At 70.2% G+C, this 22,249-nt stretch carries 21 protein-coding genes; 13 read left to right on the forward strand and 8 right to left on the reverse strand.

Annotation, left to right across the window (positions count from 1 at the left end; all coding sequences use genetic code 11):
• Nucleotides 1–115 precede the first annotated feature (115 nt).
• Nucleotides 116–883 carry a lysophospholipid acyltransferase family protein gene (locus tag N1028_RS11295; RefSeq protein WP_259528856.1) on the forward strand — a complete coding sequence of 256 codons (768 nt, stop codon included), beginning with the start codon at nt 116–118 and terminating at the stop codon, nt 881–883.
• 72 nt (nt 884–955) lie between these two features.
• On the opposite strand, the gene N1028_RS11300 is transcribed toward N1028_RS11295, so the two are convergent.
• The 6 genes from N1028_RS11300 to N1028_RS11325 all read right to left on the reverse strand — a co-directional run bounded on the left by N1028_RS11300 (nt 956) and on the right by N1028_RS11325 (nt 7,955).
• The gene (locus N1028_RS11300; protein WP_259528864.1) at nt 956–1,360 is read right to left on the reverse strand and encodes a cupin domain-containing protein; all 405 of its coding nucleotides are present in this window, start codon (nt 1,358–1,360) and stop codon (nt 956–958) included.
• Between the two features lie 51 nt (nt 1,361–1,411).
• A complete protein-coding gene (locus N1028_RS11305; protein WP_259528867.1) occupies nt 1,412–1,852 on the reverse strand; it encodes a hypothetical protein in 441 nt (146 codons plus the stop codon).
• A 219-nt stretch (nt 1,853–2,071) separates the two neighbouring features.
• The gene (locus tag N1028_RS11310) at nt 2,072–3,721 is read right to left on the reverse strand and encodes an ABC-F family ATP-binding cassette domain-containing protein (RefSeq protein WP_259528869.1); all 1,650 of its coding nucleotides are present in this window, start codon (nt 3,719–3,721) and stop codon (nt 2,072–2,074) included.
• A 90-nt stretch (nt 3,722–3,811) separates the two neighbouring features.
• The gene (locus N1028_RS11315; protein ID WP_259528872.1) at nt 3,812–5,260 is read right to left on the reverse strand and encodes an APC family permease; all 1,449 of its coding nucleotides are present in this window, start codon (nt 5,258–5,260) and stop codon (nt 3,812–3,814) included.
• 77 nt (nt 5,261–5,337) lie between these two features.
• Nucleotides 5,338–6,897 carry a hydantoinase/oxoprolinase family protein gene (locus N1028_RS11320; RefSeq protein WP_259528874.1) on the reverse strand — a complete coding sequence of 520 codons (1,560 nt, stop codon included), beginning with the start codon at nt 6,895–6,897 and terminating at the stop codon, nt 5,338–5,340.
• On the reverse strand, nt 6,894–7,955 hold the full coding sequence (locus tag N1028_RS11325) for an S-methyl thiohydantoin desulfurase family protein (RefSeq protein ID WP_259528883.1): 1,062 nt from the start codon (nt 7,953–7,955) through the stop codon (nt 6,894–6,896). The genes N1028_RS11320 and N1028_RS11325 overlap by 4 nt, the downstream gene beginning before the upstream one ends.
• A gap of 91 nt (nt 7,956–8,046) precedes the next feature.
• On the opposite strand from N1028_RS11325, the gene N1028_RS11330 reads away from it, so the two are divergent.
• Nucleotides 8,047–9,549, forward strand: a complete 1,503-nt coding sequence (locus N1028_RS11330; protein WP_259528884.1) for a PucR family transcriptional regulator — start codon at nt 8,047–8,049, stop codon at nt 9,547–9,549.
• On the opposite strand, the gene N1028_RS11335 is transcribed toward N1028_RS11330, so the two are convergent.
• Both N1028_RS11335 and N1028_RS11340 read right to left on the reverse strand, forming a co-directional pair.
• The gene (locus tag N1028_RS11335) at nt 9,540–10,757 is read right to left on the reverse strand and encodes a cobalamin-independent methionine synthase II family protein (protein WP_259528887.1); all 1,218 of its coding nucleotides are present in this window, start codon (nt 10,755–10,757) and stop codon (nt 9,540–9,542) included. The genes N1028_RS11330 and N1028_RS11335 overlap by 10 nt on opposite strands.
• 10 nt (nt 10,758–10,767) lie before the next feature.
• Complete coding sequence (locus N1028_RS11340; protein ID WP_259528890.1) at nt 10,768–11,463, reverse strand: hypothetical protein; 696 nt, start codon at nt 11,461–11,463, stop codon at nt 10,768–10,770.
• Between the two features lie 90 nt (nt 11,464–11,553).
• On the opposite strand from N1028_RS11340, the gene N1028_RS11345 reads away from it, so the two are divergent.
• From N1028_RS11345 to N1028_RS11395, 11 genes are all read left to right on the forward strand, one after another.
• Nucleotides 11,554–12,351 carry a FadR/GntR family transcriptional regulator gene (locus N1028_RS11345; RefSeq protein ID WP_259528892.1) on the forward strand — a complete coding sequence of 266 codons (798 nt, stop codon included), beginning with the start codon at nt 11,554–11,556 and terminating at the stop codon, nt 12,349–12,351.
• A 163-nt stretch (nt 12,352–12,514) separates the two neighbouring features.
• Complete coding sequence (locus N1028_RS11350; protein ID WP_259528901.1) at nt 12,515–13,930, forward strand: NAD(P)H-dependent oxidoreductase; 1,416 nt, start codon at nt 12,515–12,517, stop codon at nt 13,928–13,930.
• 52 nt (nt 13,931–13,982) lie between these two features.
• Nucleotides 13,983–15,455: a citrate:proton symporter gene (locus tag N1028_RS11355; protein ID WP_259528903.1), complete on the forward strand. Its 1,473-nt coding sequence runs from the start codon at nt 13,983–13,985 to the stop codon at nt 15,453–15,455.
• 65 nt (nt 15,456–15,520) lie between these two features.
• Nucleotides 15,521–16,228, forward strand: coding sequence for a hypothetical protein (locus tag N1028_RS11360; RefSeq protein ID WP_259528905.1), 708 nt, complete (start codon nt 15,521–15,523; stop codon nt 16,226–16,228).
• Complete coding sequence (otnK, locus tag N1028_RS11365) at nt 16,225–17,547, forward strand: 3-oxo-tetronate kinase (protein ID WP_259528907.1); 1,323 nt, start codon at nt 16,225–16,227, stop codon at nt 17,545–17,547. Before N1028_RS11360 ends, otnK begins: the two co-directional genes overlap by 4 nt.
• On the forward strand, nt 17,544–18,191 hold the full coding sequence (otnC, locus tag N1028_RS11370) for a 3-oxo-tetronate 4-phosphate decarboxylase (protein ID WP_259528917.1): 648 nt from the start codon (nt 17,544–17,546) through the stop codon (nt 18,189–18,191). The genes otnK and otnC overlap by 4 nt, the downstream gene beginning before the upstream one ends.
• Before the next feature lie 35 nt (nt 18,192–18,226).
• Complete coding sequence (locus N1028_RS11375) at nt 18,227–18,946, forward strand: DUF6199 family natural product biosynthesis protein (protein ID WP_259528932.1); 720 nt, start codon at nt 18,227–18,229, stop codon at nt 18,944–18,946.
• Nucleotides 18,947–19,067: 121 nt separating this feature from the next.
• A complete protein-coding gene (locus N1028_RS11380) occupies nt 19,068–20,144 on the forward strand; it encodes a cupin domain-containing protein (protein WP_259528934.1) in 1,077 nt (358 codons plus the stop codon).
• 32 nt (nt 20,145–20,176) lie between these two features.
• Nucleotides 20,177–21,013, forward strand: a complete 837-nt coding sequence (locus N1028_RS11385) for a fumarylacetoacetate hydrolase family protein (protein ID WP_259528944.1) — start codon at nt 20,177–20,179, stop codon at nt 21,011–21,013.
• A gap of 3 nt (nt 21,014–21,016) precedes the next feature.
• Nucleotides 21,017–21,766: a maleylpyruvate isomerase family mycothiol-dependent enzyme gene (locus N1028_RS11390; RefSeq protein ID WP_259528946.1), complete on the forward strand. Its 750-nt coding sequence runs from the start codon at nt 21,017–21,019 to the stop codon at nt 21,764–21,766.
• Nucleotides 21,767–21,802: 36 nt separating this feature from the next.
• Nucleotides 21,803–22,246 carry a MarR family winged helix-turn-helix transcriptional regulator gene (locus tag N1028_RS11395; RefSeq protein WP_259529105.1) on the forward strand — a complete coding sequence of 148 codons (444 nt, stop codon included), beginning with the start codon at nt 21,803–21,805 and terminating at the stop codon, nt 22,244–22,246.
• The last annotated feature ends 3 nt before the right edge of the window (nt 22,247–22,249 follow it).

Raw genomic sequence — 22,249 nt, forward strand, 5'->3', positions numbered from 1 at the left:
CGGCACGATCCTCGCCACCGGGCCGAGTGCCGTCCGCCGAGTTCACGGGCAGCGCTCAGGAGGTCGACGGGATGCTCACGAGGAAAGTCGGAAGGGGCCGGGTACGGTGAAGGGCATGCCCCGTCGCCGAGCCGAACCCGTGTACACCGTCGCCATCGGGGTGGGGCGAGCGCTCTTCGCCTCGTGGCGGTTGAAGCGCCGGGCCACCGGCCTCGAGAACATCCCGGCCTCGGGCGGCGCGGTGTTCGCCATGACGCACTTCGGCTACCTCGAGTTCGCTCTCGTGGAGTGGCAGACCTGGCTGCACAATCGCCGCCGCGTGCGCTTCATGGCCACCAAGCGCGCCTTCGACAAGCCCGTCGTCGGCACTCTGCTGCGGGGCATGAAGCACATCCCGGTCGACATGAGCGCCGGCGGCGAGGCCTACGCGCAGGCCGTTGCGGCGCTCGAGCGCGGCGAGATCATCGGTGTCTTCCCCGAGGCCGGGGTGAGCGCGAGCTTCACGGTGCGCGACCTCAAGTCGGGCGCTGTGCGCCTGGCCGCCCAGGCAGGAGTGCCGATCATCCCGGTCGCGGTCTGGGGCGGCCAGCGGCTTCTCACCAAGAACCGCAAGGTGGGGCTGCGCGATCGTCTTGGCGTGCAGGTCGACTTCGCCTTCGGTGCCCCGCAACTCGTCACCGAGGGCGACGACGTCGCGGCGGCCACCGCCCGGCTCCGCGAGACCCTGCAGGAGCTCACCGACACCCTCCAGCGCGACTACCCCGTCGACGGCACCGGCCAGTGGTGGCAGCCCAGGCACCTCGGCGGAACGGCTCCCACCCCGGAGGAGGCGGCCGCCTCCGACGCCGAACGCGATCGCCGCCGCGCGCTCCACGGCAGCTGAGCTCGGCCGGACCCAGCCTCAGCCTCAGGCCCAGCCCCAGCCCCAGCCCCAGACCCAGCCTCAGCCTCAGCCTCAGAGGATGTAGACCTTCCGCAGCGTCTCGGTGATCGTCCAGCGTGTGCGGGTGCCGGCAGCCAACCGCCCGACAGTGCCCGGCACGAGCTCGAGCGACTCGGGCAGCTCCCCCGCACCTATCTCTCCGGCCTCCCCACCATCGACCGGGCTCAAGAACTCGACCCGCCCACGACCCGCCAGCACCACGAACACCTCGTCGGCCTCCGTGTCGGTCACGACGCCGGGTGTGATCTCCCACAGCCCGATCCGCCGATCACCCTCGGCCACGAGTTCTGCGGTCGCGGTGGTCGGCGCGCCGGCCACCACGTCGTCGGGCGCCACGGCCTCGTGCTCGAGGTCGCCCTCGAGTGCCGCCACGGCAGCGTTGGCCGGCAACGCGAATTCGTCCCGCACCTCAGTCATGTCACGTCTCACTCTCGTCGTTCGAAATCACGCTCGGCCGCAGGGATCAAGTCACCAGGGAGACCACGTGCGGAGCTCATCCGCCGTCATGGGCCTGAGCGAGTAGGGCATCGGCCACGAGAGCGAGAACTGCTGAAGCGACGCAGTCACGTCGCCGAAGTCGTCCCTCTTCACCAGGATGCCGGCAGTGCTGACCTCGACGATCCGCACGCGCACGTCGCCGGCTTCACCGCCCGCCACGTCGCCGGCTTCACCGCGTTCACCGTCCGCGCTCCCGTCGCCGGCCTGCCGCAGCAGGTAGGCGTCAGCGAGATACCCGATCCCGAGTTCATCGAGCAGTTCCTCGGCCTCGAGCCACTCGACGGCGGCCGATCGGTCCCGCCCCAGCAGGTCCACGGCCACGAACCCCTCGCCCTCGGGCCGCATCCACCCCACGAGCTCGCCGTCCCCACGACGATGCTCGATCCAGGAGTCACGGGGCCCGCGGTTCATTCCCTCAGGGTAGTGGCCGACGCCCCAGACCCCGGCGTCACCCGCGCATGCTGTCGATCACCCGCATCGACCCCGTTTCCGCCCGTTTCAGTTCAGAGGTGCAAATTTGCCGACCACCGAGCCTCCTGGCGCGCCGGATGCACTCTCGTTTGGCGAACCGAACGAATCCCGTCGCCGCTCACCTCCGCAGACGGCACGGCTCGCCCGCCCCACCGCACCTCACCGCTCGACGACCTGCCCCGCCTCCACCACCCACTGGCGATCGAGCCGCACGGTCGACAGCATCCGCCGATCGTGCGTCACGAGCAGCAGCGTGCCCGTGTACGACTCCAGCGCCTCCTCCAGCTGCTCGATCGCCACGAGATCGAGGTGGTTCGTGGGCTCGTCGAGCACGAGCAGATTCACCCCGCGCGCCTGCAGCAGTGCGAGCCCCGCCCGGGTGCGCTCTCCGGGCGACAGCTCGTCGACCGGCCGTCCCACGTGATCCGCCTTGAGCCCGAACTTCGCCAGCAGCGTGCGCACCTCGGCCACGGGCCACTCCGGCACCTGCTCCTCGAACCGCGCGGCCAGCGGCACCGAGCCCGCGAGCACCGCCCGCGCCTGGTCGATCTCCCCGATCGCCACCGACGCCCCGAGCGAGGCCGTCCCCGAGGAGGGCGCGACCCGCCCGAGCAGCAGCCGCAGCAGCGTCGACTTCCCGGCGCCGTTCTGCCCCGTGATGCCGATCCGGTCCCCCGCCGACACCTGCAGCGACACCGGCCCGAGCGTGAACGACCCCTGCGTCACGGTGGCGGCCGACAGCGTCGACACGACCCCCGACGAGCGCGGCGCCGCTCCGATCGTGAACTGCAGCTGCCACTCCTTGCGCGGCTCCTCCACCTCGTCGAGCCGCGCGATCCGGCTCTCCATCTGCCGCACCTTCTGCGCCTGCTTCTCGCTCGACTCGGCCGAGGCCTTGCGCCGGATCTTGTCGTTGTCGGGCGACTTCTTCATCGCATTCCGCACGCCCTGGCTCGACCACTCGCGCTGCACCCGGGCCCGCGACACGAGGTCGTCCTTCTTCGCGGCGAACTCGTCGTACTCCTCCCGCGCGTGCCGGCGCGCGGTGGCCCGCTCCTCGAGGAAGGCGTCGTAGCCGCCGCCGTAGACCCGGTTCGTGCCCTGAGCCAGGTCGAGCTCGACCACGCGCGTGACGCTCCGCGCAAGGAACTCGCGGTCGTGGCTCACGAGAACCACCCCGCCACGGAGCCCCGTGATGAAGGCCTCGATCCGCTCGAGGCCGTCGAGGTCGAGGTCGTTCGTGGGCTCGTCGAGCAGCACGATGTCGAAGCGCGAGAGCAGCAGCGCCGCGAGCCCCACCCGCGCGGCCTGCCCGCCCGAGAGCGAGGTCATGAGCGCCGACCCCGCCAGCTCGAGCCCGAGCTCGGCGAGCACCACGGGCAGGCGCTCCTCGAGGTCGGCGGCGCCGCTGGCGAGCCACCGTTCGAGGGCGCTCGAGTACACGTCGGCCGGATCGGGCGCACCCGGCTCTGCGGGAGAGGCGAGCGCGTTCGCGGCCGCATCCATCTCGGCGGTCGCGAGGGTCGTGCCCGTCCGCCGCCCCACATACTCCGCCACGGTCTCGCCGACCACGCGCTCGTGCTCCTGCGGCAGCCAGCCGACGAAGGCGTCGGCGGGCGCGAGCGACACGCTCCCCTCGAGCGGCTCGTCGATCCCGGCGAGAATGCGCAGCAGGGTCGACTTGCCGGCGCCGTTGGCCCCCACGACCCCCACCACGTCGCCGGGCGCCACCACGAGATCGAGCGAACTGAACAGGGTGCGGTGGTCGTGCCCACCGGCGACCCCCTTGGCGACGAGCGTTGCGGTCATCCCCCCATGCTCTCGCAGATCACCGAGCGGATGCGACGTGGCAGGTCAGAGCACCCGCCAGACCGAGCGGCTGCGACGCCGCACCCCGCCTCACAACTCCACGCTGCTCGACCCCAGCCGGCTCAGCAGCCCGCCCTTCCGCGATCCCAGGAGGGCCACCACCACGAACAGCACCATGAGACCGAGCGCCACGAGCGTGAAGACCCCCGTGGGGAACGCGGGCAGCGGTACGACCGAGTTGTAGATGACGTAGCCGAATGCTCCGGCGGCCACCACCGCCGCCACCGTGATGCCGGGCTGGTGCCAGCGCCGCGCAGCCACCACGGCGATCGTGAGCAGTGCCACCACATAGGCGAAGAGGTAGATGAGGGTGAAGACCGACCCGACGAGCCCGTACAGCGACAGGTCCTGCACCCCACCGGTGAAGCACAGCACGATGAAGACGACGAGTTGGAACACCATGATGCCGAAGATCGCCCGACGCGGCGTGCCGTGCCTGCGATCGACACCGCCGAGGGCTGCGGGCAGGATCCGTTCCTTCGACAGCGACAGCACCACTCGCGACATCCAGGTGAGGAAGGCCACCATCCCGGCGAGCATGCCCGCCACGATGCCGAGCTGGATGACGTAGCTCAGCCAGGTCGCGCCTTCCATAGCCGCGAGGTCGCCCAGGGGGTTGAAGCTCTCGGCGAGCGCGGCGCCGTCGGCGGCGAAGCCGAGGGTCGTGACGTAGGAGCAGAGCACGAGGAAGAGCCCGGAGATGAGCACGGATCCGTAGAGCGAGCGGGTGACGGTCGACTGCGCGGTGCGGGCCTCGCGCCCGAGGGTGATGCTGCTCTCGAAGGTGATGAACATGAACATCGCCAGCACGAGCCCGAACACCACCTCGTAGAGTCCGGCACCGCTCAGAGTGAGCTGCTCGGTGTCGAGGATGCGGTCGGGGTGGTTGGCGAGGGTGATCCCCATGAGCACGAGGATCGCCGCCATCGAGCCGATCTCGATCACGAGCATCACGCGTGTCGAGAGCGCGACGTCGCGGAGGCAGAGGAACGCGCAGAACAGGATCGACAGGATGCCGAAGGCGGGCACGAGCCACCAGGTGGGCCCCTGGTAGCCGAGAAGCACGATGTAGTCGCGCGCGTAGTTGCCGAAGACCACCGCGAAGAACGGTGCGAAGCCGATTCCGAACACGAGGATGACGAGTGTCACGACGGTTCCGGGGATGGCCCCGCCCACCTTGCTCACGAGGCTCGCCAGCCCACCGCTCGTGGAGTAGCGGCGCGCCAGGGCGGAGAAGCAGAACGCGGCGAGACCTGCGAAGAGCGTCGCGAGCAGCCAGGTGAGCCAGCTGCCGTTGCCGCTGAGGGCAGCCACGAGCCCCACGAGCACTGCAGCCGATGCCGCGGGGCCGAGGGCGGCCACCGACTGCGCCAGGAGGTTGACGGCCCCGAGCGCATTGCGGCGGAGCTCCCCGCCGTCAGCGGACGAGAAGGGCGAGCTGGACGTGGTGGTGCCGGTGGTGCGTGCTTTCTGGGACATCGGTCCTCCGGACGTAGGGTTGTGGGGATCGGGATCGAAGGTTCAGGAATCAGGGATCGGGCGGCCCGACCGCACGATCACAGGGAGCCGATGCTGCCGGCCGCCCGGATGCGGTATCGCACCGCGGGAGGCGACAGGTAGGCGAGCGGGGTCTCCTCGATCGAGACGATCTCGACCGAGCCCGGATGCGCGCCCGCGGCGACCGCGCGATCCAGAGCCTCGCGGTGCAGTTCGGCGACGCGTTCACTGCGCTGCCCGTCGAGCGGGATGACCGACTCGGCCTCGGCACCGATCGCGGCCGACGCCGCCCCGATCGCGTTGGCCACGTCGAAGTGGAGCGGGCTCGGCAGGATGTCGACGCCCGGGAGCTCGGTGGGCACGAGCGCGCGGCCACCGCCCACCACGATCAGCGGTGCGTTCTCGCGACTGATCTTGGCCTGATCGACCGCGAAGGCGAGCATCCGGTCGGATTCGGCGATCGCCTCCTCGAGCAGCGACTCGTAGCCGGCGAGGCGGGAGGCGTCGCCGAGCGAGAGCCGGCCCGCGTGCACGGCGGCATCCGTGAGCGTGGGGGTGTCACCGCCGAAGACGAGGGCCTTCTCCCGCAGCCGCCACCCGACGCTGTCGGGTCCCAGCCGCAGGTGGCCGTCGACCGAGCGGATGATCGTGCCGCCGCCGATGGCGACCGTCACGATGTCCGGCATCCTGAAGTTGGTGCGCACACCGCCGATCATGCGGCCGACGTAGGACTCCCGCGGGAGTCCGTTGACGAGCACACCGATGTCCGTCGTGGTGCCGCCGACGTCGGCCACGATCCCCGACGTCGCCCCCGCGAGCTGGGCGGCACCGCGGATGCTGTTGGAGGGCCCGCTTCCGATGGTCAGCACGGGCGTGCGCAGCGCCTGGTCGATCGACATGAGGGTGCCGTCGTTCTGCGCGAAGAGCAGCTTCGGGTTCATGCCGTGACCGCGCAGCGCCTTCTCGAAGCCGAGGAGCGCCTCTCGGGCGGCGGCCTTGAGGGTGGCGTTCAGCACCGTCGCGTTCTCGCGCTCGATGAGCCCGATCCCACCGATCTCCGAGCTCAGCGAGATGTCGATGTCGCCGAGCAGCTCGCGGGCGACATCCGCCGCGGCGAGCTCGTGATCGGCCTTGGTGGGAGCGAAGATGCCGACGATGGCGAGACCGTCCGGCCGGTCAGGGAGTGCTGCAAGGAACGAGCGCACGGCGTCCGGTTCGAACGCCACGATCTCGCGGCCGTCGAACTCGAAGCCGCCCGGCACGATCGTCTCCCCCACCGACACGGCCGCCCGCAGGTCGTCGGGCCAGCCGAACAGCGGTGGGATTCCGTGGCCGGCGGGCGAGCCGATGCGCACAACGGCGACGGTGTCGAGGTTCTGCCGCTGCAGGATGGCGTTGGTGGCGTGCGTGGTGCCGAGCATCGCGTAGCCCACCTCGGCCGGCTGGTGGGCGCCGTCGGCGAAGACCGCGGCCACGGCGGCGGAGACCCCGCTCGAGATGTTCTTCGAGGTCGCGACCTTGGCCGACGCCAGCACGGAGCCGTCGGCATCGAGCAGCACCGCGTCGGTGTTGGTGCCTCCCACGTCGATGCCGAGGCGGAGCAGCGGTGTGCCGCTCATGCTCCGACCATCATGCCGGCGTAGTCGAAGCCGTAGCCGAAAGCGCGCGGCCCGCCGAGGGCGATGCCCTTCTCGGTGAGCCAGATGGGTGGCGCGGAGAGCCCGACCAGGGCCACCCGCAACCCGTAGCGCATGCGCTCGGTCGCGATCGGGTCTCCGCTGTTGGCGTCGAGCAGCGAGATGATGTCGGGCACCATCACGAGCGGCCTGCCGTTCTCGAACGCCACCAGGAACTCGTTCTGGTACTCCAGGCGCACGGTGCGCCCGGCATCCGCCCCTGAGCCCTCGATGGTGGCCGAGCCCACGACGAAGCCGCCGTCGACCTGGCCTTCGATCTCCACGATCTTGCCGCGGATGACCTCCCCTGCGCCCAGGTGCCGGCAGAGTCCTGCAACGCGGTCGCCCTCGAGACCGGAGAGAGCTTCGCCTATGTCGATGGCACGCGAGATGGAGCCGATCACCGCGGCCTCCCTGGCGCCAGCTGCCGTGAGGGGGTAGCCGGCGAACGCGGCGGCACCGCCGAACTCCACTGCCACGCTGCGCGCTATCCGCTCCATCCAAGGGCCGTCGATGCTGCGCACGGTCACGACGTTGCCGCGCTCGTCGGCGAGGATCCCGGGGCTGATCGAGACCCCGTTGAGCTCGAGCGCGATCATGTTGAGCTCGGGGTAGGCCCGGCCGATGCCGTCGGCGTCGACGAGCGGGAGACCGAGGCGCGCGGCCCAGACGATCGGAGTGAGCCCGTTGGAGCCGCCGATCTCGGCAGGCATGAGGGCGGCGACGGGGCGGCCGTAGATGCGCGACATCTCCTCCACCAGGAGGCGGCCCTCGTCGCCGTTCGCGACCTTCTCGAAGAAGATGGTGGGCGCGCCCATGTCGGCGCAGGGCAGGACGAGGGCGTCATCCGAAAGGTCGCTCAGCTGCAGCACCGGAACGGGGCCGTGGGTCTCGAGGGCATACTTCGCGGCCTGCACCGCGATGACGTCGCCCCCTCCCCCGCAGCCGAGGAACGCACATCCGGTCGCCATGGCGTCGACATTCGTGAGGTCTATCTGCATGCCGCCACGCTACGGCCGCCTTGCCTGGCTCCTCTTGTTCATCACGCCCAAGCCACTTGCGACAACTGTGCGTCACGAACAAGAATGCAGCATGACGACTGCAGGAGTGGCTGTCGGCGTGCTCGTCGCCGGCGGGGGAACAGTCGTCTCCCCCGGCCCGCCCGATCGCGCCGCCTCGAGCGTGCACCTGCTCGAGGACGACGGCAGGATCGACGACTGCGCGCCCGGATCGATCGCCGTGCTCACCCGGGCCGCCGCCTCGCCCGTGCGGGGCTTCCGCTTCGACGCGCTGCTGGCCCGCGCCGCTCACCGGGGAGTGGTCGCGCTCGTGCTGCCCACGCCCGCCATCCTCGTACCGCCCCGATTCGACGCGGCGAGCGCGGCGGTCGGCGTCGTCACGGTGCCTCCCGACACCGATCTCGGGCGGGTGGTGGGAGACCTGTCGCAGGTGCTCGCGGGAGAGGAGTCGGCGGTGCTCGTACGACTGCGGCAGGGGATCGAGATCCTCGAGCACGCGGAGGCGTCCGGAATCCGGAGCCCCGAGCTCGTCGCCGAGCGTCTGGTCGCCGTGCTCCCCGGTCTCGAGATCGGAGCGGCCCGCCCCGGCCGCACCGCCGTGCCCTCGGCCGACCCGGCGCGTGCGGGAGAGGTCTGGTCGGTGCCGACGGCGCCGGGGGCGCACGCCGACATCGACGCCGTGCTGCTCCGGGTGCTCGCGACGCTCGGTGCGGGTGCCGCGCGGGCCGACGAGGCACCCGAACGCACGCTGTCGAGCATCATCACCGAGCTCCTCGTCTCGCGATCGGGCGAGTCGTCCGAGCTCGGCGACCGCAGCCGCACGCTCGGCTTCGACCCGGAGAGCTGGCACCTCGTGCTCGCGGTCACCTTGCGCCGAGCCTCCGGCCCGAGCACGGGCGGAGAGTCACCGACGCTCGAGCAGATCCGCCGGGAGGAGGCGGTGCGCATCACGGCTCTCCGCACCGCGCGCACGACGGGCGCCACCTGGCGCGCAGCCAGAGTCGGCGCTGCCCTCCTGCTCATCTGCACCTGGCCCCGGGATCCCGGGCGCGCGGGCGAAGAGCGGGCACGAGAGAGCGCCAGGGCGGTGCACTCCGCGCTGGTCGAGAGCGAGACCTCCTCCGCGGGCGTGCTGAGCGGAGTCGGTCGCGTTCACCAGGGAGTCGCGGGTCTGCGCCGGGCGGCGGCCGAAGCCCGCTCCGTTCTGCGGATGGCGCCGAAGGCGTCGAGGAGCTCATTCACCGTGTTCGACGAATTCGGCCTCGATCAGGCCCTGGTCGACTGGTTCTCGCTCGACGAGTCGCAGGAGTCGGCCAGACGGCTGCTGGCGCCGTTCCGCACCCTGCCCCCGGAGAAGGCCGAGACGCTCATGAAGACCCTGCAGGCGTTCCTCGACCACCAGGGCTCGGTCTCGGCCACGGCCACGGCGCTGTTCATCCACCGCAACGCCGTCGGCTATCGTATGGCCTCGATCCGGCGCATTCTCGACTCCGAACTCGACGACCCCGAGGAGCGGCTCGCGCTGCAGCTGGCTTGCCGAGGCCGCCACCTGCTGCCGCTCGACCCTCAGCCGTAGATGCGCCGCGACGCGATCCGCGCCCCCTCGCCCAGCGCCCGCAGCTTCGCCTCGGCGATCTGCGGGTGCACGCGGCCGCCGAGCCCGCAGTCGGTCGACGCGATCACGTTCGAGGGCCCCACGAGCGACGCGAAGTTCTCGATCCGGTCGGCGATGAGCTCCGGATGCTCCACCACGTTCGTGGCGTGGCTCACAACCCCGGGCAGGATCTTCTTGCCCTCGGGCAGCTCCACGTCGCGCCACACCTTCCACTCGTGCTCGTGCCGCACGTTGGCGGCCTCGAACGTGTACTGCCCGGCGTTCACCTCGAGCATGAGCGGCGCGATGTGCCGGAACTCCAGGTCGGTGGTGTGCGGCCCGTGCCAGCTGCCCCAGCACAGGTGGTAGCGGATGCGGTCGGTCGGCAGACCGCGGAGCGCATGGTTGAGCGCTTCGACCCGGATGCGGGTGAACGCCAGGTAGTCCTCCACGGTCGGCGCCGGGTTGATCTGGTCCCAGTTCTCGGCCATCGACGGGTCGTCGAGCTGCAGGATGAGCCCTCCGTCGATGATGGCGGTGTACTCATCGCGCATCACCTCGGCCCAGGCCCAGATGTGCTCCTCGTCGGTGGAGTGGAAGTCGTTGCGGATGCGGGCGCCCGATCCGGGCGCGATCGAGGTGATGAAGCCGTCCTGGATTCCCGTGGCGTCGAGCGCGTCGCGGAGGTTCCGCACATCGGAGGCGATGGCCTCCTGCCCGATGTAGCGCAGCGGGCCCGTCGTGCTCGGGAACGCCGTGGCGCGCGAGCCCGTGGCGATCCCCGAGTCGGGGTCGGCGTAGGCGTCGGCGAACTCCTGGCGGTCGCGCCGGTCCGTGAAGCTCGTGAGCCTCACCCTCCCGGGCTCGGAGCGCACGGGTCCCTCGTTGAAGACGTCGACATCGGTCACCGAGAGGCCGCCCACGCGCTGGAACGAGTACGACCACCAGGCGCCGTAGTCGACCGCACTCGTCATGGCCTTGCCGAACTCACCGTCGCCCGGCACGGTGATGCCGTAGTCGGCCTGGCGCGCCACGAGGTCGGCGACCGCGCTCGAGAGCAGTGCGTCGAACTCGGCGGTGCGCTCGAGGGTGAAGCCGTCATCGGCGATTCGCCGCGCGTCGTTCGCCGCGATCAGTTCGGGTGTGCGGGGAAGGCTTCCGGCGTGGGTGGTCTCGATCCGCTCGGTCATGCCGCCCAACCTACTGCGAGCCGCCCTCCTGGTCGAGCAGTTCCGAGGCGCTGGTGGTGCAGCTCGCGGTCGCGTACGCTCCGGAGCTCTCCTGCTCCACGAGGATGCGGCCGTCGAGGATGATCCGGCAGATGACCGTGCCGTCGTCGGCCCCGTTCACGGCCGTGAGCGTGTAGCTCGCGTAGGTGTCGGCGCCGCCGAAGGCCACGTCGAAGTCCTCCTCGAAGGGCAGTCTCTGAGAGGTGACCTGCTCGGTGGTCTCGACGCCGTCGGCCGAGATCGTGTAGGTGATGTCGACGTCCGATCCGGTGCCCTCGACCTGGTAGACGAGCGGGATCTCGGTGGTGTCGAGCACGCCGTCCGGGCTGCCCGCGGGGTCGAGCAGGTTGCCGAAGAACAGGAAGGTGTAGACGATCGCGAGGATGCTCGAGAGCACGAGCGCGATGAATCCGAGGACCGCCCCGGCGACGGCGGAGCCCTTCGGCCCGGTGCGGATGATGCCGATGATGCCGAGCACCACGGCCGCCAGCGCGATCAGCACCGCGAGGAAGTTGAAAATCGGGATGAAGGCCCCCACGAAGGCCACGATCCCCGCGATCAGCGCGGCGAGCCCGAAGCGGTTGCGGGCAGCTGCGGCCGTGGCCGGCGTCGTGGGGCCCTGCGGCGTCTGCGGAGCGGGCTGGTAGGGCGGCGGCTGCGAGGTCATGCCCTCGATGATGCCATGACGCCCGGCCTGCCACCGCGACGTCCCGGCCAGTCGCTACGCTGGAGTCGCGACGAGTGGGAGGATGCGACAGTGGCAGCCAGCGATGGATCCGACACTCAGGGTGCGACGACACCCCGCGCGGGTCGGCCACCGAGAGCCCGCAACGTCGGCATCGAGGGGCTGGGACCCATCGTGATCGTGCCGAGCGAACCGGCCTCCAACGAGATCGCCCGCGCCCTCATCGACTACATCCGCGCGGGCCACGTGGGCCCGGGAGAGAAGCTCCCCTCCGAGCGCCAGCTGAGCGAGTCGCTCGGTGTGGGCCGCTCCACCATCCGTGAAGCGCTCAAGTCGCTCGGCCTTCTGGGGCTCATCGAGTTCCGGCACGGCGGCGGGACCTATTACCGTGGTGCCGACTCTGACCTGCTGCCGCGGGTGATCGAGTGGGGACTGCTGCTCGGCGAGCGCCACACCACGGATCTCGTCGAGGCGAGACAGCACCTCGAGCGCATCACGAGCGGCCTCGCCGCCCAGCGCCGCGACGACCACGACCTCCTCGTGATCGGCACAGCCCTCGATGCCATGCGGGACGCCCGCACCACCGAGCAGTTCGTCGACGCCGACGTGGCGTTCCACCTCGCGATCGCCGACGCATCCGGGAACGTGGCCCTGGCCAACATGCTGAAGAGCATCGCCGCCCTCCTCCGCGTGTGGATCCACCGCGTGATGGACGCCGAATCGAGCTTCGAGGTCTCCTACCTCGAGCATGTCCCCGTGCTGGCGGCGATCCGGGAGGGTGATCCGGTGGCGGCGACTGCCGCGATGGAGTCGCACATGGACCGAGCGAGCGGTCGCCTCCTCTCCACCCTGAGCGCGTCCGAGCGCTGAGACACCTCACAGTGAATTTGTGGTCGACCAATTTGTCGTAAGTGGTTGACCAGTTGACCACTTACGGTCACAATGGACGAGACGCAGCCGATCGGTCTGGACCTCGGCACCCCCCCATCCACTCGAAGGAGAGCCCTGTGGCCACGATCAATGGAGATCGCACGTGATCTACCGGCAGATGTTCGACACGTTCCGCATCCGTGATGAGGTGCGCACCGCGGTGATCGGCGCCGGCCAGTACGCCACCGCGATCGTCACCCAGGAGCGCCACACGCCGTACCTCCGCGTCACGGTCGTGGCGGACGTCGACCTCGCCAACGCTCGCGAGGCCCTCGCCAAGGCGGGCTGGACCGACGACGACGTGGCCTACGCGGCCACCGCGGCCGAGGCCGAGGCGGCGATCGCCCAGGGCAGACGGGTGTACACCGACCAGCCCGCGATCGTCGCTCGGATCGGAGCCGTCGACATCGTCGTGGAGAGCACCGGGGTCCCCGAGGCGGGTGCCCGCTACGCCTTCGACGCCATCGCGAACGGCAAGCACGTCGCGATGGTCACGAAGGATCTCGACGTGACCATCGGCCCCATCCTCCGCCGCCTCGCCGACGAGAAGGGCGTCGTCTACACCCCGGTCGACGGCGACCAGCATGGCCTCCTCATCCAGCTCGTCGAATGGGCGAAGTCCATCGGCCTGAGCGTCATCACCGCGGGGAAGGCCACCGACGGGGAGTTCGTCTACGACCCGGACGCCGCCACCGTGACCATCCACACCGACAAGACGATCCACCCGCCCTTCCAGGAGACCGTGCAGATCTCGCCGGAGGACGCGGAGTTCCTCGGCCCGATCCCCGAGGGCGCCGCAGCCGCCTACATCGCCGAACGGGCGAGGATACTCGCTGCCCTCCCCCAGCCTGGCTCCTACGACCTCTGCGAGATGACGGTGGCCGCGAACTACACCGGCTTCGCACCCCAGGTCGACACCCTGCTCCACGCCCCGCTCCGGATCACGGAGATCCCTCTGGCCTACGCTCCCGAGGCCGACGGCGGGGTCATCCGCCAGGACGGGACCATCGATCTCGCCACGTGCCTCCGGGAGCCCGCGGAGTCCGGACTCGGCGGCGGCGTCTTCATCGTGGTGCGCGCCGACAACGCATACTCCAACCACATCATGGTGACCAAGGGCCAGATCGCGAATGCCGACGGGAGCGCGACGGTGATCTACCGCCCGTACCATCTGTGCGGCGTCGAGACCTCGACCTCTCTTCTTGTCGCGGGACTGCTCGGGCTCAACACGGGCGGCGACGACTACCGCCCACGCTTCGACCTCGTGAAGGTCGCGGCTCGCGACATCGCCGCCGGAGAGGTGTTCGGCAACGACCACAGCCCTCAGCTCACGGCGCGCATCGTCCCCGGTGCGGCGATCGGCGAAGGCAATCCCGCCGCGGCGCACCTGCTCACCGGCAACCGCGCAGCCGTCGACATCCCCGCCGGCACCCTCATCACCTACGACCTGGTCGAGCGCCCCGCCGACTCACTGCTCTGGGAGCTGCGCGAGCGTCAAGACGCCGCGTTCCTCGCCTGACTCATCTCTCCCGGTTGCCGGGACCTCTACGTGAAGGAGCGTGGAACACAGCATGATCACCGCACTCGCCTGGGTCATGATCATCGTCTTCATGGCGCTGATCATGGCTCGCAAGATCCATCCCTTCGTCGGCCTGGCCTTCATCCCGGTGGCGTTCACCGTGCTGGGCGTCTTCCTCGGCGTGTTCACGAACACCGTGGCCGAACAGCTCGAGAAGCCTGCGGCCGACGTCTCCGTGCTCGACCAGCTGCAGGCTATGGGCGACTGGGCCAAGGAGGGCATGGTCACCACCTCGGCCACGGCCTTCCTGCTCCTGTTCGCCATCACCTTCTTCTCGGTGATGCTTCACGTGGGCCTGTTCGACCCGGTCACCAAGGCCATCCTCAAGATCGCCAAGGGCGATCCGCTGAAGGTCATGGTCGGCACGGGCATCATCTCGGCGATCGTCTCGCTCTCGGGCGACGGCACGACCACCACCTTGATCGTCTGCACCGCACTCATCCCCATCTATCAACGCCTGGGCATGCGTCTGCTCGATCTCGCCGTGGTGCTCATCCTCATGAACACCATCCTCAACCTGCTCCCGTGGAGCGGTCCCACGGCCCGTGTGCTCGCGGTCATGCCCGACATCGACCCCAATGAGATGCTGCGGGCCCTCGCCCCCGGCATGATCGCGTCCGTCGTCTTCGTGCTGCTCGTGTGCGTGTTCCTCGGCTTCCGTGAGCGCAAGCGCCTCGGCATCGTCGAACTCACGGATGATGAGATCGATCGCATGATGGCCGCCTACGACCAGACCGGCGAGGCGGACGGCGACCTCGGCGGCGCGAGCGGCGGTGGCCCCGGTGGAGCCGCCCCGGCCGGAGACGGCGGAGTGGCTGTGCTCACCGTGAGGAAGAGCAAGGTCGTGATGGTCGTCAACTGGGTGCTCACGATCGCGGCACTCACGCTCCTCGTCCTCGGCGTCTTCGCCCCGGTGTTCATCTTCCTGGTCGGGACCCTGCTGGCGTTCCTGATCAACTTCCCCAAGATCGACAAGCTCAAGGCGTTCATCGACTCGGTGTCGCCCGACGTGCTGCAGACGGTCGTCATGGTGATCGGGGCAGGCGTCTTCCTCGGCCTGTTCTCCAACAGCGGCATGTCCAATGCCGTGGCGCAGAGCATGGTCGATGTCATCCCGGCATCACTCGCCTCGCAGTGGCCGCTGATCACCACCCTCATCTCGGCACCCGGCGGGTTCTTCCTCTCCAACGACGGCTTCTTCTACGGCGTGCTGCCCGTGCTCGCCACGGCGGGAGAGGCGTACGGCTTCACCGAGTTCCAGATCGGCTACGCCTCCCTCATGGGTCAGGCCTTCCACATGCTGAGCCCGTTGACGGCGTTCATCTACCTGCTGCTCAACATGACCCGCCAGGACCTGGGGAAGTGGCAGCGCTCGGCCGGCAAGTGGGCTCTCGGCATCTTCATCATCCTCATCCTGGTGTCGATCGCCACGGGCACGCTCGTGGTGAGCGGACCGGGCAGCTGAGCGGCCCCGCAGACCGTCGACCATCCATCACGACCCCCCAGCCGATTACGCGAAGGACAATCAGAATGACCACGCAGACCGGACGCCCCCTCGTCGCTCTCGTCAGCGCCGTCCGAGCCGCCATCCCGCCCGCGGAGGCCGCGTTCGCGGCGGAGTTCCCCGGGGCCGAGCTGTGGAACATCCTCGACGATCGCCTGCTCGCCGAGGTCGATGATCGAGGCGGGCTCACTCCCGAGCTCGCGTCGAGAATGGAGAGGCTCATCCGCCACGCCATCACGGAAGGTGCCGACGGCGTGCTGGTTACCTGCTCTGTCTACGGCAGCGTCGTGCACGCGCTGAAGGCAGCGGATGCGACGGCTGGGCTCCCCGTACCGGCATTCGCCTCCGACGATGCCGCCTTCGCGGCGGTGCTGGCAGGCGGTCACCGCTCGGTGCTGCTCCTCTCCCCGGCACGGGCTCCGCTCGCGGACTCGTTCGAGCGGCTCTCGGCCGCAGCGACCGCGGCGGGAGTCGACATCGCGATCACGGCGGCGGTGGCGGAGGGCGCTCCCGCGGCCGCCGCCGCCGGAGATGTCGAGATGCTCGCCGAGATCCTGCACGACACCTACCTGACCGACGGCGCCGGGGTGGACGCGGTGCTCCTCGGGCAGTACTCGCTCTCCCCCGCGGGACCCGCGTTGGCCGAACGGATCGGGCTGCCGGTGCTCACGGCGCCCCACCGCGCCGCGGTCGCGCTCCGCGAGGCCGTCGAGCAGGGAGGTCGGCTGCCGTGACCTCCGCCTCCGCCCCTGCACCCGGTGCGATCGGCGCGATCGCCGACGACTTCACAGGAGGCACCGACGTAGCGGTCGCCTTCCGCCGGGCGGGCCTGCGCACCGTCCTGCTGTTCGGGCCTCCGCGGCCGGATGAGGTGCTTCCCCCTCACGACGCCGTCGTGGTGGCGCTGAAGACGCGCACGATCGCCCCGGCCGAGGCGGTGCGACTCTCGGTCGAGGCCGCCACGTGGCTTCGTGAGCGCGGAGCCGAGCAGTTCTACTTCAAGTACTGCTCCACCTTCGACTCGCGACCCAGCGGCAACATCGGCCCGGTGGCCGATGCCCTGGCAGAGCTCCTGGGGGCATCACGAGTGGTGGTCGCACCGAGCTCGCCGGACCATCTGCGCACCCAGTACATGGGGCATCTCTTCGTCGACCGGATGCTGCTCTCGGACTCCCCCATGCGGCACCATCCGCTCACCCCCATGGTCGATTCCTCGGTGCCCCGACTGCTTCGGGCGCAGACCTCGCGGCCGGTCTCCCTCATCGACCTGCGGATGGTGCGGGCCGGCGCCGATCGCGTCCGTTCGCTGGTGGCCGATGCGCCCGACCGGAGCTACGTCGTGGTGGACGCGCTCAGCGACTCCGACCTCGCAGAGGTAGGACTGGCGTGCGCCGACGACGTGCTCGTCACGGGCGCCGCGGGCCTCGCCGGCGGCCTCGGCGCCGCTCGGATGCACCGCCTGGGCGCTCGGACCGCGGCCGGGAGGCCGGCGTCGGCGCACCCGCCCTCGCCCGCGATCTCGGCCGGGTCCCGCTCCGCCGTGCTGGCCGGAAGCTGCTCCGCTCGAACCCTCGAGCAGGTGGAGCACATGCGGGAACGTCATCCCTCGTTCCTGCTGGACGCCGTGCTCACACCCGATCCCCAGGCGCTGGCCCGACAGGCCCTGGCGTGGTTCGACGAGCAGCCGGCCGATTCGACCGCGCTGATCTACTCGTCCATCCCGTCCGACCGGCTGGCCGAGGTGCAGCGACTGCTGGGGGTCGAGGGCGCCTCCGAGATCCTCGAGACCGCCATGGGCCGCGTGGCCCGCGGACTCGTCGAGCGCGGTGTGCGTCGCCTCGTGGTGGCCGGCGGTGAGACGTCCGGCGCCGTCGTGACCGCGCTCGAGGTCGGCGGCGGGGTCATCGGCGAGGAGGCGGCGCCGGGGGTGCCTTGGATCCACAGCACCGGCCCGGTCGCGCTCGACCTGCTGCTGAAGTCCGGCAACTTCGGAGACCCGGAGCTCCTCACCCGCTCCATCCGCTCCACCGCTCAGAACGGGGCCGCCGCGTGAGCATCGCCCTCACCCCCGGCGGGGCCGCCGGCGCCGAGGAGATCGTCGCCGTCGCCCGCTCGATCTTCTCCCGCTCGCTCACCCACGGCAGCACAGGCAACATCAGCCTGCGCACCCACGACGGCATCCTCGTGACGCCCACCGGCAGCAGTCTGGGAACGGTCGAGCCGGGCGACCTCTCGCTCATCGACGAGCGGGGGGCCCACGTCGGCGGCGCTCGCCCGTCGAAGGAGGCCTTCCTGCATGCCGCTGTGCTGCGGGCGAGGCCGTCGGCGCAAGCCGTCATCCACACGCACTCCACGTATTCAGCAGCGGTCTCGTGTCTCGACGACATCGACCCGGCGAGCGCGCTGCCCCCGCTCACCGCCTACTTCGCGATGCGGATCGGCCGTCTGCCGCTGCTGCCCTACCATGCACCCGGTGACGACTCCCTGGGCCCCGTGGCCGAGGCCGCGGCGCGTGACCACGTGGCATTGCTGCTGAGCAACCACGGGCCCGTCGTGGCGGGAGCCTCGCTGTCGGCCGCGCTCGACGCACTCGAGGAGCTCGAGGAGACGGCCAAGCTCCATCTCCTCCTGCACGGCCGCTCCATCCGCCCGCTCACTCCCACCCAGGCGGCCGCGCTGGCCCCGCCCGCCCGCTAGCGCTCCGGGCGGGCACGGCTCGCTAGGGTGGACGGATGCTGCTCGTCTTCGCCGGCCTCGCCGCCCTCGCCGGCGTCTGGTGCCTCCTCGCCCCTCCCCGCGCCATGCTCTTCGGATCGCGCTGGCAGCTGCAGGACGGCGAGCGGGCCGAGCCGAGCCCCGCGCTCATCGGCTGGACCCGTGCATCCGGAGTGCTGCTCCTCCTGCTCGCCGCCGCGATGACCGTGGGCCACTTCGTGACGCAGGGGCAGGGCCAGGCCCGCGAATCACTGAAGGAGGCCTGGGGCATCGGTCGCTACCTCTCCTCCGATGAGCTCGAGATCGACCTCGATCCGCAGGTCGAGCGGGTCGACAGCGTGGAGGCGACGCTCGCCGGCTACACCGACGTGGAGCAGGGCCTGCGTGTCTGGCGCTCCGCCGTCGTGGGAGTCGACCCCGTGGGCGACCTCGGCGGCGACGTCGAGGACGGCGACCTCATCGTCGCCGTGCGCGCCGGAGGGTGCCGACCGGGTCCCGTGCTCGTCGAGGAGTCCGACACCTCGGTGACCGTCTCGGTCACCGGCGTCGGCAACGCCTTCTCCTCCGGCGAGGTCATCACCTGCGGCGCGAGCGGCACGAAGCTCCTCATCGACCCTTCGGCGGAGGAGCTCCGCCTCGTCCGCATCCCCCTCGATGAGCCTCTCGGCGACCGCGAGCTCATCCTCCCCGACCCGCCCGAGCGGGAACGCGAGCCGGTGACGATCCCCGGCACCTGAGCAGCTCTCCGTCAGGGCCGGAAGGCGATATCCAGCCCTAGCTCTCTTCTCTCTTCTCCCCTATAGTTGGGGTACTGACTATCTCGCGGCATCGGTGCCGCGCTGACGAGAGGAGCCTGCGATGCAGCAGATGGACGGCTCGGCGGACACACCGGAGCTCGAGCAGCTCTACCGCGATTTCGCGGCGAACGACATGGCCCCCTTGTGGACCCAGCGCGACGACCTGATGCCGATGACGCCGGCGCCTCAGGCGGTGCCCCACGTCTGGCGCTGGAAGACCCTGTACGACATCGCGGAGCGCTCCGGCGAGCTCGTGCCCGTGGGCCGCGGTGGCGAGCGCCGCGCCGTCGGCCTCACGAACCCCGGACTGCCAGGCACCGGCTACGCCACCCCCACACTCTGGTGCGCCATCCAGTACCTCGGCGGCCACGAGACCGCCCCGGAGCACCGGCACTCCCAGAACGCGTTCCGCTTCGTGGTGGAGGGCGAAGGCGTCTGGACGGTCGTGAACGGAGACCCGGTGCGGATGAGCCGCGGCGATCTGCTGCTCACGCCGGGCTGGAACTTCCACGGCCACCACAACGACACACCGAACCCCATGGCCTGGATCGACGGCCTCGACATCCCGTTCTCCAGCCAGATGGACGTGGGCTTCTTCGAGTTCGGCTCCGAGCGGGTGACGGACGAGGCCAGCCCCCCGTTCTCCAGGGCCGAGAGGCTGTGGGCCCACCCGGGTCTCCGACCGCTCTCGGTGCTCGAGAACAAGGTCTCCTCACCGCTCAGCGCCTACCGCTGGGAGCACACCGATGCAGCGCTCACCGAGCAGCTCCAGCTCGAGGACGAAGGCTTCCCGGCGACGGTCTCGCAGGGCCACGCGGCCATCCGATACTCCAACCCCACCACGGGTGGTGACGTGATGTCGACGATCCGCTGCGAGTTCCATCGCCTCCGCGCGGGCGCCTCCACCCCGGCTACCCACGAGGTCGGATCCTCGGTCTGGCAGGTGTTCGAGGGCAAGGGAACGGTCGTGCTCGGCGGAGTCGAGACGCCGCTGGAGACCGGCGACCTGTTCGTGGTGCCGAGCTGGGTGCCCTGGTCGTTGCATGCCGACACTCAGTTCGACCTGTTCCGATTCAACGACGGTCCGATCATGGAGCGCTTGAACTTCGCCCGCACCTTCGTCCCGTCCGCGCAGTAGAGCACTCCGGATTCCGAACCAGAAAGCACCTGATGAGACTCGCAACCCTCCGCACCACCGGCACCACCGTGGCCGTCCGCGTCGATGAGACCTCCGCGGTGGAGATCGACGGCTTCGCCGACGTCGGCGCCTTGCTGGCCCACCCCGACTGGAAGGCCATCGCCGACGCGGCGTCCGGCACCGCGCACCCGCTCCACGACATCGCGGACGAGAGCTGGGCCGCCGTCGTCCCCGCACCGTCGAAGATCGTCTGCGTCGGGCTGAACTACCGCAACCACATCCTCGAGATGGGGCGGGAGCTGCCCGAGCACCCGACGCTGTTCGCGAAGTACCCCGAGGCCCTGATCGGGCCCCACGACCCGATCGTCCTGCCCGGGTACGCTTCGCACGCCGTCGACTGGGAGGCCGAACTGGCCGTGGTGATCGGCTCGAAGGCCCGTCGCCTCAGCCCGGAGCAGGCCGCCGGAGCGATCGCGGGCTACTCCGTGCTCAACGACGTCACCATGCGCGACTTCCAGTACCGCACTCCGGAGTGGTTCCAGGGCAAGACCTTCGAGGCCACCACCCCGTTCGGCCCGTGGCTCGTGACTCCGGATGCCTACAGCGTCGACACCGACATCCGCACCGAGGTCGACGGCGAGGTGATGCAGCACTCGAACACGAGCGACCTCGTCTTCGACCCCGCGGCGCTCGTCTCCTACATCTCACAGATCGTCACCCTCCATCCGGGCGATGTCATCGCAAGCGGCACGCCCGGCGGCGTCGGGCACGCCCGGAAACCTCCGCGGTACCTCGCGGACGGCTCTGTGCTCAGCACGAGCGTCGAGGGCATCGGCACGCTGCGGAACGTCGTGCGGGTGGAGGGCTGACCCGTGGCCGCCCGCACCGATCTGGTCACCGATCCGGCCATCACCGCGAGCCTTCTGCTGGCGCGGCGCGGGCAGGCCTACTTCTCCCGCAAGCTCAACGAGCTCGCGGACGCCGATTTCGAGGAGCCCTCTCTTCTGACCGGCTGGGACAGACGGCATCTCATCGCCCACGTCGGCCTCAACGCCCGGGCGGTCACACGCCTGGTCGAGTGGGCGGCCACCGGCATCGAGACGCCCATGTACTCCTCCCCTGCGGCGCGCGTCGAGGAGATCGCGTTCTCGGCCACTCTGCCCCCCCAGGCGTTGCGCAATCTCTCCGACCACGCCGCGATCCACCTCACCGTCGAATGGCGCGACCTTCCCGAGGAGGCGTGGGACCACGAGGTGCGCACGGCCCAAGGGCGTGTCGTCCCCGTGTCGGAGACCGTGTGGATGCGCACCCGGGAGGTGTGGATCCATGCCGTCGACCTCGGCAACGGCGGTCGGTTCGAAGACTTCCCATCCGAGCTGCTCGACGCCCTGCTCGCCGACGTGCTGAGGATGTGGGATCGTCGGCGCGAAGCCGAGGGCCTCCCCCTCTTCCTGCTGGAGCCGCTGGACCGCGTCGCCGTGACGCCGCCCGCGGCGCATCCGGGCGCCGTCACCCTCCGCGGCACCGCCGCCGCTCTCACGCGCTGGGCCACAGGCCGCGGAACACAGGGGGTGTCGACCTCGACGGGCGGACCGGCCCCCCGTGCCCCGCGCTGGCTCTGACGAGAGCGGGGCTCTGACACAATCGGGTTCGTGGAGATGCACGACGTCAGCGATTACACCGGCTACCTCATCCGACGCGCGCAGCAGGCGCACGTCGCCGCCTGGCAGCGCGAGGTCTCCGCGGAGGTGACGAGCGTGCAGTTCGGCGTGCTCAACGTGCTCGCCGGCTCACCAGGCGCGAGCCAGCAGCACCTCGTCGAACGCCTCGACCTCGACCGCTCCACCATCGCCGACATCGTCGCTCGACTCGAACGCCGGGGCCTGATCGAGCGCATCCGTGACGGCGCCGACAAACGGAGGAACGTCCTTCATCTGACGCTCCTCGGCCAGACCGAACTCGCAACCCTCCTCCCGCGCGTGGAGCGGGTCGACGAAGTGCTCACCCGGGGGCTCGACGAGAAGGATCGATCGACTCTCCGCCGCATCCTCGGCCGACTTCTGGAATCCCCGTCGGTGCAGCAGCTGCACGCCCGCGACTGAGCC

This window comes from Herbiconiux oxytropis (assembly GCF_024979315.1).
GTDB classification, from domain to species: domain Bacteria; phylum Actinomycetota; class Actinomycetes; order Actinomycetales; family Microbacteriaceae; genus Herbiconiux; species Herbiconiux oxytropis.

Coding starts and splice junctions, on each gene's coding strand:
- N1028_RS11295 (WP_259528856.1), top strand. CDS start 116: ATGCCCCGTCGCCGAGCCGAACCCGTGTACACCGTCGCCATCGGGGTG.
- N1028_RS11300 (WP_259528864.1), bottom strand. CDS start 1,360: ATGACTGAGGTGCGGGACGAATTCGCGTTGCCGGCCAACGCTGCCGTG.
- N1028_RS11305 (WP_259528867.1), bottom strand. CDS start 1,852: ATGAACCGCGGGCCCCGTGACTCCTGGATCGAGCATCGTCGTGGGGAC.
- N1028_RS11310 (WP_259528869.1), bottom strand. CDS start 3,721: ATGACCGCAACGCTCGTCGCCAAGGGGGTCGCCGGTGGGCACGACCAC.
- N1028_RS11315 (WP_259528872.1), bottom strand. CDS start 5,260: ATGTCCCAGAAAGCACGCACCACCGGCACCACCACGTCCAGCTCGCCC.
- N1028_RS11320 (WP_259528874.1), bottom strand. CDS start 6,897: ATGAGCGGCACACCGCTGCTCCGCCTCGGCATCGACGTGGGAGGCACC.
- N1028_RS11325 (WP_259528883.1), bottom strand. CDS start 7,955: ATGCAGATAGACCTCACGAATGTCGACGCCATGGCGACCGGATGTGCG.
- N1028_RS11330 (WP_259528884.1), top strand. CDS start 8,047: ATGACGACTGCAGGAGTGGCTGTCGGCGTGCTCGTCGCCGGCGGGGGA.
- N1028_RS11335 (WP_259528887.1), bottom strand. CDS start 10,757: ATGACCGAGCGGATCGAGACCACCCACGCCGGAAGCCTTCCCCGCACA.
- N1028_RS11340 (WP_259528890.1), bottom strand. CDS start 11,463: ATGACCTCGCAGCCGCCGCCCTACCAGCCCGCTCCGCAGACGCCGCAG.
- N1028_RS11355 (WP_259528903.1), top strand. CDS start 13,983: ATGATCACCGCACTCGCCTGGGTCATGATCATCGTCTTCATGGCGCTG.
- N1028_RS11360 (WP_259528905.1), top strand. CDS start 15,521: ATGACCACGCAGACCGGACGCCCCCTCGTCGCTCTCGTCAGCGCCGTC.
- N1028_RS11375 (WP_259528932.1), top strand. CDS start 18,227: ATGCTGCTCGTCTTCGCCGGCCTCGCCGCCCTCGCCGGCGTCTGGTGC.
- N1028_RS11380 (WP_259528934.1), top strand. CDS start 19,068: ATGCAGCAGATGGACGGCTCGGCGGACACACCGGAGCTCGAGCAGCTC.
- N1028_RS11385 (WP_259528944.1), top strand. CDS start 20,177: ATGAGACTCGCAACCCTCCGCACCACCGGCACCACCGTGGCCGTCCGC.
- N1028_RS11395 (WP_259529105.1), top strand. CDS start 21,803: ATGCACGACGTCAGCGATTACACCGGCTACCTCATCCGACGCGCGCAG.